The sequence below is a fragment of the Amycolatopsis sp. NPDC054798 genome, assembly GCF_053611505.1.
Map to the genome: position 1 here is coordinate 1 of NZ_JBSHAM010000167.1, position 11086 is coordinate 11086.

9 protein-coding genes and 1 rRNA gene are annotated in these 11086 nt (G+C 72.5%); all 10 read right to left on the reverse strand.

Annotation, left to right across the window (positions count from 1 at the left end):
* Positions 1-73 precede the first annotated feature (73 nt).
* Complete coding sequence (locus tag ACWGIC_RS43350; protein ID WP_452081775.1) at positions 74-1021, reverse strand: copper transporter; 948 nt, start codon at positions 1019-1021, stop codon at positions 74-76.
* Positions 1018-2202 carry a putative cytokinetic ring protein SteA gene (gene steA / locus ACWGIC_RS43355; RefSeq protein ID WP_452081776.1) on the reverse strand — a complete coding sequence of 395 codons (1185 nt, stop codon included), beginning with the start codon at positions 2200-2202 and terminating at the stop codon, positions 1018-1020. The genes ACWGIC_RS43350 and steA overlap by 4 nt, the downstream gene beginning before the upstream one ends.
* 102 nt (positions 2203-2304) lie before the next feature.
* Positions 2305-3453 (reverse strand): DUF1266 domain-containing protein, encoded by a 1149-nt coding sequence (locus ACWGIC_RS43360; protein WP_452081777.1) that lies wholly within the window; start codon positions 3451-3453, stop codon positions 2305-2307.
* A 10-nt stretch (positions 3454-3463) separates the two neighbouring features.
* Positions 3464-5248, reverse strand: coding sequence for a DNA repair protein RecN (recN, locus tag ACWGIC_RS43365; RefSeq protein ID WP_452081778.1), 1785 nt, complete (start codon positions 5246-5248; stop codon positions 3464-3466).
* A 96-nt stretch (positions 5249-5344) separates the two neighbouring features.
* Positions 5345-6265, reverse strand: a complete 921-nt coding sequence (locus ACWGIC_RS43370) for an NAD kinase (RefSeq protein WP_452081779.1) — start codon at positions 6263-6265, stop codon at positions 5345-5347.
* Positions 6262-7089: a TlyA family RNA methyltransferase gene (locus tag ACWGIC_RS43375; protein ID WP_452081780.1), complete on the reverse strand. Its 828-nt coding sequence runs from the start codon at positions 7087-7089 to the stop codon at positions 6262-6264. The genes ACWGIC_RS43370 and ACWGIC_RS43375 overlap by 4 nt, the downstream gene beginning before the upstream one ends.
* 5 nt (positions 7090-7094) lie before the next feature.
* The gene (locus ACWGIC_RS43380) at positions 7095-7301 is read right to left on the reverse strand and encodes a hypothetical protein (RefSeq protein ID WP_009079580.1); all 207 of its coding nucleotides are present in this window, start codon (positions 7299-7301) and stop codon (positions 7095-7097) included.
* A 16-nt stretch (positions 7302-7317) separates the two neighbouring features.
* Positions 7318-8304, reverse strand: coding sequence for an HAD-IIA family hydrolase (locus tag ACWGIC_RS43385; protein WP_452081781.1), 987 nt, complete (start codon positions 8302-8304; stop codon positions 7318-7320).
* Positions 8297-10795, reverse strand: a complete 2499-nt coding sequence (locus tag ACWGIC_RS43390; RefSeq protein WP_452081782.1) for a hypothetical protein — start codon at positions 10793-10795, stop codon at positions 8297-8299. The genes ACWGIC_RS43385 and ACWGIC_RS43390 overlap by 8 nt, the downstream gene beginning before the upstream one ends.
* Positions 10796-11000: 205 nt before the next feature.
* A 5S ribosomal RNA gene (gene rrf / locus ACWGIC_RS43395) occupies positions 11001-11086 on the reverse strand; the annotation flags it as partial.

Sequence of the window (11086 nt, forward strand, 5' to 3'; positions counted from 1 at the left end):
GGCACCGGGTTTCCTCACCCTCGAAGGGAAACCCCGTGCCGCCGCCGGTTTTGTGCGGGAGGCGAAAAGCCGGTCAGTTGCCCGAGGCCGCCACGCCCGGCGCGATCGCCTGCGCGTTGCCCGCGATGCCGTAGCGGCCCGAGCCGCCGTTGAGCTGTTCCTGCAACGCCAGGATCGTCGCCACCCGGCCCGCCGCCGAATCCGCGTTGTCCACAGTGGACAGGATCGAGGTGGCCGACGTGTCCGCGCGGACGACGCCGATCGGACCGGCCCCTTCGGCCGAACCCGGGTCGCCGGCCAGCACGGCTCCCGCGCCGGACCGGTCCATCTGCGCGGCGAACCGCGCGATCGTCGCCGCCCGGTCCCCCGCTCCGTCGCCGGTCTGCTGGGCTCCGGTCAGCACGATCGCCAGCTGCGCGGGCTGCACGCCCTGGCTCGGCTTCACGAAACCGCCGTCGGTCAGCCCGCCGAGCGCGGCGGCCAGTTCGTCGCCGCTCGACTGCGGTTTCGCGCTCGCCTTGTCCAGCAGCAGCACCGAACCGAGCAGGGCGCCGGCGAGCGTGCCGGAATCGCCCGCGGTCGGGAACTTCGCCCCGGCCGGCTGCAGCCGCGTGACGACGTCGCGCAGCTGGTCGGCCTTCGCCGGATCGGTGAACGCGCTGGTGAGCTGGAGTTCGCCGGTCACCGACGCGCCGGACTGGCCGACGAGCTTCTTGAGCGCGTCGCGGTCGGCCGGGCGCGCGTCCTGCGTGGTGACGATGACGACGCTGCGCTTGTCGAGCGCGCCCGCGACGACCTTCGGGCCCATCGTCCCGGCGAACGCGTCCGCGTCCGACAGCCGCGCCTTGAGGTTGTTCCGCTGGGCCTCGAGATCGGCCACCTGCGTGCCGAGGTCTTTCTTCTGGTCCGCGAGCCCGGACAGCAGCGAACCGTTGAGCGCGGTCGAGCCCAGCACCACGCCGACGGCCAGCGCCAGGAAGCACGCGGTGATGGAAACGATGTGGTACCGCAGGGAAATCACGTGAAGAGACCCTTCACCCAGGCGATGAACGTGGACCAGGTGTGCTGGATCCACTCGAGATAGACGGAGCCGACGTCGGAGACCAGCAGCGCGGCCACGACGACGACGATGGCGGCGAACACGAGCAGCGCGACCGCGCCGAGCGAGACCCGGGCCCGGTGCAGCGTCGCGACGGCCTTGCCGTCGACCAGCTTGGTGCCGAGCTTGAGCCGGGTGAGGAACGTGGACGGGTTCGACCCGGACCGGCCGTGGTCGAGGAATTCCCGCAGCGTGGCCTGGAACCCGACGGTGACCACGAGGCTCGCGCCGTGCGCGTCGGCCAGCAGCAGGGCGAGGTCCTCGGCGTTGCCGGACGCGGGGAAGGTGACCGCGCCGATGCCGAGGTCCTGGATCCGCTCGACGCCCGGCGCGTGCCCGTCCGGCTGCGCGGGGACGACGACCTCGCCGCCGCTGCGCAGCGTCGCGGTGCCGATCCCGGTCGGGTCGCCGACCATGACGTCCGGCTGGTAGCCCTGCGCGCGCAGGGTGTCCGCGCCGGCGTCGACGCCCAACACCACCGGCCGGTGCTCGCCGATGTACTTCTTGAGCTTCTTGAGGTCCTCGGCGTGCCCGTTCCCCGCGGCGACGACCAGCACGTGCCGGTCGCGCACCGCGACCTTCAGCTCCGGCACGCCGACGCCGTCGAGGATCAGCGTCCGCTCGCGGCGCAGGAACTCGATCGTGTTGGCGGAGAAGGCTTCCAGCTGGGTCGACATCCCGGCCTTGGCCTCGATCATCTGGTCGGCGACGCTTTCCGGGGTCTGCTCGACCCCGGTCGCCAGCTGCCGCTCCCCGAGGTACACCGCGCCCTCGTGCACGCGCAGCTTCGTGCCGTCCTTGACGCTGCGCAACAGGTCCCCGCCGACCGAGTCGATCAGCGGGATGCCCGCCGCGACCAGGATTTCCGGGCCGAGGTTGGGGAACCGACCGGAAATCGAGGGCGAGGCGTTGACCACCGCGGCGACCTCGGCGGCGACCAGCGCGTCGGCGGTGGCCCGGTCGAGGTCGAGCTGGTCGAGCACGACGATGTCGCCCGCGCTGACCCGGCGCAGCAGCTCCCGCGTGCGCCGGTCGACCCGCGCGACACCGATGACGCCGGGGAGGGCTTCGTGGTTCCGCGCGAGAAGACCAGTGAGCTTCATGTGGCTGATGGTGACAAATTTGTGCCTGGCTACAGAGCCGACGCGCCGAAGCGGACATGACTCGTTGTGGTGAGCCATGTCGCGCGAGACGGGGAGCCGGGGTTAACTGTGCGGTCCGCCCGCCGCGAAATCCAGGTTGGACCAGGGGCTCGCGGGATCGTTCAGCAGCCGGTGGCGGACCCGCGCGGCCGAGGCGTATTCCGGCCCGAATTCCTCGCCGTCGAGCGCGAGCAGCCTGCCGAGGACGTAGCCGGTGGACAATTCCGCCCACGAACCGTGGTAGCGGCGGGCGATCGCGCCTGCCTCCAGCACCATCAGCTCCGCGGTGAGCGCGTCGCAGTACCCGACCGCCAGGCCCCAGCGCGCGAGTTCGACCGCGCGGCCGATGTCCCAGCCGATGATGCTGTCCACGACCCCGTCCGGTTCGAGCAGGCCGTCGGCGCGGAACCGCTGTTCGTACCGGACGATCCGGCGCACCGCGTCGACGAGCGGCCCGGCCTGCTCCTCGGCGTCGTTTTCCTCGCACCACTGCCGGACCAGGCCGACCCAGCCGTAGACGTCCAGCGCGAGCCCGCTGCGGGCGCGCAGCACGAGCACGAGGTTTCCGGTGGTGAGCTGGTAGGAATCGCCGAGCAGCCGGTCCATCGCCGCCCGCCAGCCCGCCGCGTCCGCGACGCCCCACCAGTCGCGCAGGCCGCGGACCTCGGCGACGTAGTCGTGATAGCGCGCGTCGAGGACATTCCACGGTTCGGCCGACAGCACCGCTTGGTGCGCGCCGCACGCGAGGGCGTGCGCGACCGGACCGTCGAGAAGCCCGTACCGCGCCGTGTAAAGCCGCTCGACCTGCTGCTCCACCGCGGTGACCCGGTGCGGGTTCGCGTCCACCCACGGCAGCACGGCCGCCGCGCTGACCCGCCATTCGCCGAGCGTGCCGCGGTTGAACACGACCTGCTCCCCCGGGCCAAGACCGTGCGTGGCCCAGTCGAGGTCGCCGCTGAGGAACACCACGTCCGTGCCGAAATCCGGCAGCGCGCCGCGGGTGAAGACCTGCAGCGAGGGTTCGCCGCCGTGCGCGCAGCAGACTTTCGCGGGCGACCACGTCCGCTCCTGCGCGAGCCGCTGCGCCTCGTCCCGGTGGATCGGCACGAACAGCTCCTCGTCGCCGAGGAGCTCGAGGAAGCGGTCGAGATCGTCCTCCCGCCGCGCGCGGGCGAGTTCGGCTTCGACGTCGGCCAGCGTGGCCCAGGTCATCGGATCCGCCTCAGCCCTTCTTCGCGCGCTTGCGCCTCGCACCGGTGTTCTTCGCTTTGTCTTTCTCCGCGGTGGCGAGCAGTTCCTCGGCGTGCGCCCGGCCGGTTTCGGTGCCGTCCATGCCGGCGAGCATCCGCGCCAGCTCGCGCACCCGGTCGTTCTGGCCGAGCGTTTTCACGCCGCTGCGCGTGACGCCGCCGCTGGTTCCCTTGTCCACCACCAGATGCTGGTCGGCGAACGCGGCGACCTGCGGAAGGTGCGTGACCACCAGGACCTGGTGGGTGCGCGCGAGCCGCGCCAGCCGTCGTCCGATCTCCACCGCGGCCCGGCCGCCGACCCCGGCGTCGACCTCGTCGAACACCAGCGTCTGCACCGTGTCCGCGTGCGCCAGCACCACCTCGATCGCCAGCATCACGCGCGAAAGCTCGCCGCCCGAAGCGGCCTTGTGCACCGGCAGCGGCGGCGCGCCGTTGTGCGCCCGCAGCAGCAGTTCCACTTCGTCCACGCCGTCCGGGCCCGCGTGCACCGCGTGCCCGTCGATCGCGAGCGCCTGCCGGTCGCCGTGTTCGGCGGGCTTCTGCTCGACGGTGATCTCCAGCTCCGCCTGGCCCATCGCGAGACCGGACAGTTCCTTGGTGATCGCCGTGGCCAGTTCGGCGGCCGCCTTGCCGCGCGCGGCGGAGACCTCGGTGGCGTGCGCGACCAGCTGCACGGCCAGCTCGTCCCGGCGTAAAGCCAACGCCGCCAGAGCTTCTTCGGAGGTGTCCATCGATTCGAGCCTGCGGCGCGCGTCCTCGGCCCACGCCAGCACCCCGTCGACATCCGCGGCGTACTTGCGGGTGAGCCGCTTGAGATCGGCCTGGCGCGCGAGCACCTTCTCCAGCAGCGCCGGGTCGGCGTCCAGGTTCTCGACGTAGCTGCCCAGCTCCGCGCCGACGTCGCTCAGCAGCGTGGAGGCTTCCTCCAGCCGCGGCACGAGGTCGCGCAGCGCGGAATCCTCGGCCGAGACCAGCCGCCGCACCGCCTCGCCGACCAGGCCGAGCGCGCCCGGCGCGTCCGGATCGCCGTCCTGCGCGCCGGACACCGCCGCGTGCGCCTCGGTGGCCGTCGCGCGCAGCTCGTCGACCGCGGCGAGCCGTTTGATCTGCTCGGTCAGCTCGACGTCCTCGCCGGGTTCGGGCGCGACCGCGTCGATCTCGTTCAGCCCGTGTTTCAGCAGGTCCGCCTGCTGGGCCATCTCGCGGGAGCGGTTGGAGCGCTCGCTCAGCTCGGTGAGCACGGCCAGCCATTCCTCGCGGACCTGGCGGTACGCCGCGAGCGGCCGCCCGACGTCCTCGCCGGCGAACCGGTCGATCACCGCGCGCTGCTCGGCCGGGCGCAGCAGCCGCAGCTGGTCGTTCTGCCCGTGCACCGCGATCACCTGCTCGGACAGCTCCGCCAGCACCCCGACCGGCACCGACCGGCCGCCGAGGTGCGCCCGCGAGCGCCCGTCGGCCGCGACCGTGCGCAAGGCGATCACGCTGCCGTCCTCGTCGACGTCGGCCCCCGCGTCGGTGACGATGCGGGCGGCCTCGTCGTCGTCACCCACGGTGAACCGGCCCTCGACGAATGCCTTCAGCATCCCGTTCCGGACCTTCGACGCCTCGGCCCGTCCGCCCGAAAGCAGATGCAGCCCGGTGACGACCATGGTTTTGCCCGCACCCGTCTCACCGGTGACCACGGTGAAGCCCGCGTGCAGTTCCAGCAGGGCTTCCTCGATGACTCCGAGGCCCTGGATGCGCATCTCGGCCAGCACGACGCATACGGTAGCGGCCCGCACCGACCTTCTGTGCGTTCGAGGTCCGCTAACTCTTCTTTTCGCTGGTCGAACACTTGTGCGGGCGCGTCGCGCTCAGCGGTCTCCCGAGCGCCGGTCGCGCCAGCTGCGCACCGGCAGGCCGAACTTGTACACCAGCCGGTCGGTGAACACGCCGTCCCACAGCCGCACGAGCCGCACCGGCTGCTTGCCGCACACAACACGCACCAGCGCGCCCGGCGGCAGGTCGAACGACCGCAGCCCGTCGCAGGTCAGCGCCGCTTTCGGGCCGGTCGGGTCGATGCCGACGGTGATCACCGACTCGGGCGAGACCACCAGCGGACGGGAAAACATCGCGTGCGCGTTGCTCGGCACCACGAGCAGCGCCTCGACGTCCGGCCACAGCACCGGCCCGCCCGCGGAGAAGGCGTACGCGGTGGAGCCGGTCGGGGTCGCGCACAGCACGCCGTCGCAGCCGAAGGACGACACCGGGCGTCCGTCGACCTCGATCAGCGCGTCGAGCACCCGCTCCCGGCTGAACTTCTCGACGCTGGCCTCGTTGAGCGCCCAGGTCCGGTAGATCTCGGCGCCGTCGGCGGCGACCGTGACGTCGACCGTCATCCGGTCCTCGACGTGGTACTCGCGGTCGACCACGCGCTGCACGGCGTCGGCGAGCGCGTCCGAATCGGCCTCGGCGAGGAAGCCGACGCGGCCGAGGTTGACGCCGAGCACCGGGACCCCGGCCGGACGGGCGAGTTCCGCCGCGCGCAGCAGGGTCCCGTCGCCGCCGAGCACGAACACGAGTTCGGCCCCCTCGGCCGGATTGTGCTCGGGCGCGACCACGGTGCACGGCTTGGCCATGCAGCCGTCGGGGTCGATCAGCTGGAGGACGTCCTCGTCGAGCACGCGCAGCCGGATCCCGGCCTTCGCGAATCGCTGGGACACCTCGCGGGCGGCCTCCCGGGTGGTGTCCCGGTCGGGGTGCACCACGAGGAGCACTTCACGTTCGGCGGTCACTGGGGTCCTTCCTGGACTGCGGCGCGCACGAGCCGCTCGGCATCCCCGGTGTCCTGGATGCCGGCGTCTTCCGGCCCCGTTTTGCGGAGCCACACGAAGTATTCGACGTTCCCGGACGGCCCGGGCAGCGGACTCGCGACCACCCCGCGCAGCGAGAGGCCGAGCTTCGCGGCCTCGGCGAGCACGCCCAGCACGGATTCGGCGCGCAGGTCCGGATCGCGCACCACGCCGCCGCTGCCGAGCCGGTCCTTGCCGACCTCGAACTGCGGTTTGACCATCGGCAGCAGATCCGCGCCGTCGCGCGCGCATTCCGCGAGCGCGGGCAGCACGAGTTTGAGCGAGATGAACGAAAGGTCGCCGACGACGAGGTCCACCTGACCGCCGAGCACGTCCGGCGTCAGGGTGCGGACGTTCGTGCGGTCGAGGACCACGACGCGGTCGTCGGTCTGCAGCTTCCAGTCGAGCAGCCCGCGCCCGACGTCCGCCGCGATGACTTTGCCCGCGCCGCCCCGCAGCAACACATCCGTGAACCCGCCAGTGGACGCGCCCGCGTCGAGACAGCGGCGGCCTTCGACGGTCAGCCCTTCCGGACCGAAACGGTCAAGCGCGCCAAGGAGTTTGTGCGCGCCGCGCGACGCCCAGCCGGGGTCGTCCTCGTCCTTCACGACGATCGGCGCGTCGTTTTCCACGCCGGTGGCGGGTTTCGTGGCGACCATGCCGCGCACGGTGACCTTGCCGCCGGCGATGAGCGCGGAGGCTTGTTCGCGGGAGCGGGCGAGTCCGCGCCGCACGAGTTCCGCGTCGAGCCTGGCCCGTTTGGCCACGCCGGTCAGACCTTGTCGATGCTGGACAGGGCCACGGTCAGCTCGGTGTGCACGGCCTCGAACCGGTCCACGTGCTCGGCGGGCGGCAGCGTGTCGAGGTCGTCGAGCCCGGCGACGGCCTCGTCGATGCCCGCCCGCGGGTCAGTCTGCTGCGGGCCGGGTCCGGGGATCGGCGGGGGTCCGGGAACCGGCCGCGGAACGTTCGGGTGCACCGCCCCAAACTACCAGTCAGGCCAGCCCGAGCCCGGCCACCGCCGCCGCGGCCGCGTCGCCTTCCGCGCGAACCCGCGCGATCCCGGTGCGCCACGCCGAATCGCACAGCACGCGCAGCAGGTCGAGCTTGTCGCCTTCGCCGCGGACGGTCAGCACTTGGTCCTTGCTGTCCTCGCCGATCTCCCAGCCGGGCCGCTTGCCGACGCGCAATTCGTCTGTCGGCTGCGAGAGCGCGGTGAGGTCGGCACCGAGGTGCGTCGGCCGTTCCGCCGGGATCGCGGTGAGCAGCGTCGCCGGAGTCGCGATGCCGGTGAGGACGCACAGCGAGTCGAGCCCCGCCGCGACCGCCCCCGCGATGTCGGTGTCGAGCCGATCCCCGACCACCAGCGGACGCTTCGCTTTCGCCGACCGCGCCGCCGTCTCGAACAGCAACGGCTGCGGCTTTCCCGCGACCTCCGGCTCCGCGCCGGTGGCGATCCGCAACGCGCCCACCATCGACCCGTTGCCCGGCATCAGCCCGCGTTCGGTGGGCAGCGTGGTGTCGGTGTTCGTGGCGACCCACAGCCCGCCCGCCCGGATCACGATGCTCGCCTCGGCGAGGTCCGCCCATCCGGTTTCCGGCGAATGTCCTTGCACCACCCCGGAAACGTCGTCGCCCGCGGTCCGCACCGGCTCCAGCCCCGCCGCGGAGACCTGGTCTCCGAGCGAGGCGGTGCCGACGATGAGCACCTTCGCCCCGGCGGGCAGCCGGTCCCGAAGGAGCGCGGCTGCCGCCTGAGCGCTGGTGTGCACTTCTTCGGTGTCCGCGGAGATCCCGAGGTCCCGAAGGTGCTGAGCGACCGCGGACGGAGCCTTGGACGCGTTGTTGGTCACGAACCGGACCGCCGTGCCCTGCTCGCGCACGGCGGTCACGGTTTCCGCGGCCCCGTCGATCACATTCGGCCCGTGGTACACGGTGCCGTCGAGATCGAACAACAGCGCGTCGTAGGCCACGTCAGTCATCCGACTCGTTCGCCTCGTCGGACTTGTTCGCTTCGGTCGCCTCGTTCGACGCGTTCGCCAAGTCGGCCGCCCGTTCGGCAGCGTCGGTCTCGTCCTCCGCGTCCGCCTCGGCGGCGTTGAGGAACCACCGCACGGCTTCTTCCTTGCGCCCGGCCGCCTCGAGGTTGTCGGCGTAGGCGTAGAACAGCCGCGCGCTCCACGGATCGCGTTTGCCCGCTTCGAGATCCGGCCCCTGCAAGGACACGACCGCCGCCTCCAGCTGCCCGAGGTCGCGGCGCGCTCCCGCCGCGACGATCGCCAGCTCGATCTGGGTCGCCTTGGTGAGCCGTTCCTTGTCGGTCTCCTTGGCGAGGTCCAGCGCGCGCTCCGGACGGCCGAGCGCGCGCTCGGCGTCCGCGATGATCGCGATGTGCTCGTCGCTGCGCGTCATCCGCCGGACGGCGCGCAGTTCGGACAGCGCTTCCTGCCAGTTGCCCGCGTGGTAAGCAACCAGCCCGAGCCCTTCGCGGACGATCGGCACCCGCGACGCCTTGGTCTTCGCGTACCGGGCGTGCTCGAGCGCGGCCTCCGGGTCGTCGTCGACCAGCCCGCCCGCGGCGACCAGATGCTTCCCGACGGTCTCCGCGAGCCCCTTCGGCAGCGTCCGCAGCTCACGGCGGACTTCTTCGTCGAGGTCGGAGAACTCGACGTCCTCGGGCAGCTCCGGCGCTTCGAGCAGTTCGCGGGCGAGGGCAGCGTCCTGCTCCTCGACGGTGACCGGCCGCTTGCTGCGGGGACGGTCGTCCCTGCGGTCGCGACGGTCACCGCGATCGCCACGGCTGTCCCGGCTGTCGCGGTCTCCACGGCTGGCACGGTCACCGCGGTTGTCGCGGTCGCCGCGGCTGTCGCGCTCCCGGCGCTCTGGCCGCTCGCCCCGGTCGTCCTGGTCGCCACGGTCCTGCGAGACGTCCCCGTCGCGCTGCTCCTGACCCTCAGCGGCCTCGTCCCGCCCGGCCCGGTCGCCCGCACCCGACTCGACGTCAGCGCCCTGCTCGGCCCGCGAGCCCGCAGTCACCTCTTCGGCCGCCGCGGATTCCTCGACCGCGGCCGACGAGGTCTCCTCGACCTCGTCCCGCCGCCGGTCGTCCTGACGGTCCTTCCGGAACCCGCCGTCGCGCTGGTCCTTCCGGAACCCGCCGGACTCGCCGTCCCGATCACGCCGGAACCCGCCCGGACGGTCGTCCCGCCGGTCCCCGCCAGCCTGCTTGCCGCCGGACCGGTCATCGCGACGGAACCCGCCGGAGCGTTCGCCCCGGTAGCCGCCTTCGTCCCGCCGGTCCCCGCGGTAACCACCCTCGTCACGCCGCTCATTGCGGAACCCGCCAGATCGGTCGTCACGCCGGTCCCCGCGGTAGCCGCCTTCGTCGCGCCGGTCGCTGCGGAACCCGCCCGAACGGTCGCCGCCCCGGTCGTCCCTGCGGTTGTCGCGGAACCCTCCGGAGCGCTCGCCCCGATAACCGCCTTGGTCCCGCCGGTCATTGCGGAATCCGCCCGGACGGTTGTCCCGGCGCTCCTCGCGGAAGCCCCCGGAACGGTCGTCGCGCCGATCCCCGCGGTTCCCGCCGGACCGATCGTCGCGGAATCCGCCGGAACCCCGGTTCCCGCCACGGAATCCGCTGTCCCGCGACCCGCGGTCGTCTCGCGATGCGGGCTTGCCGCCCCGGTCGTCCCGGTAGCCGCCAGGCTTGCCCCCGCGGTCGTCGCGGTAGCCGCCGCGCGAATCGCGATCGCCGGGCTTGCCGCCTCGGTTGTCCCGGTCGCCGTAGCCGCCGCGGCGATCGTTGTCGCGGAAACCGCCGGACCCGCGCCGATCGTCGCGGAAACCGCCGCCCTGCGAGTCTTTGCCGCGATAGCCGCCCGGGCCGCGCCGGTCGTCGCCGCCCGAATAACCGCCACGCCGGTCGTCGCCGCGCCGGTCGTCGTTCCAGCGCCCGCCTGAACGCTCCCCGTAAGAGGATTTGCCCTGCGGCCGCCCGCCGCGGTCACCGTACGAGGGCTTGCCCGAACGATCGCCGTAAGACGGCTTGCCGGGACCGCCGGAGCGCTCGCCGTAAGAAGGCCGTCCCTCGGGACGCCCTGAACGGTCGCCGTAGGACTTGCCTCCGGGCCCGCCGGAGCGTTCGCCGTAGGACTTCCCCTGCGGGCGGTCGAAATCACGCTTGCCGCGGGGGCGGAAATCGCGGTCGTCGTCGCGTTTGCCGGCATACCCGCGCTGTTCGCGCGGACCGTCGCCGTGGCCTGGACGGCCGGCGAAGCCGCCGGTGCCGCGGGCGCCGCGGTCGTCTCGACGGGGCCGGCCCTGGTGGCCGCTGTCCCGTCCGCCGCGGTCCTGCCGCGCGCCGCGCCGGTCTCCCCGGGGCGCGTCGGACCTTCCGCCGCGGGAGTCCTGGTCGCGGCGAGCCGACCGACCGGACCCCTCATCCGCTGAGTCTCGTCGACCGAACTCGGACACGTGGCCTCCTGCCATAGACAACTTTGGAATTCTGAGTGCGGCCCCCGCACGAGGGCCGATTGACTATCCTACGGGCCCGTTCGGAGCAACCTCGCGCGGGCGGACCAGACCGGCCCGCGCGCTGCCCGAGCGGACGCGAACATGAGTCTGGGCCCCGGGAGAACCACAGGGGTTCTCGGACCGGGGCCCAGACCTATCAAGGTAAGTTCGGCGGTGTCCTACTCTCCCACAACCCTTCGGTTGCAGTACCATCGGCGCAGTCAGGCTTAGCTTCCGGGTTCGGAATGGGAC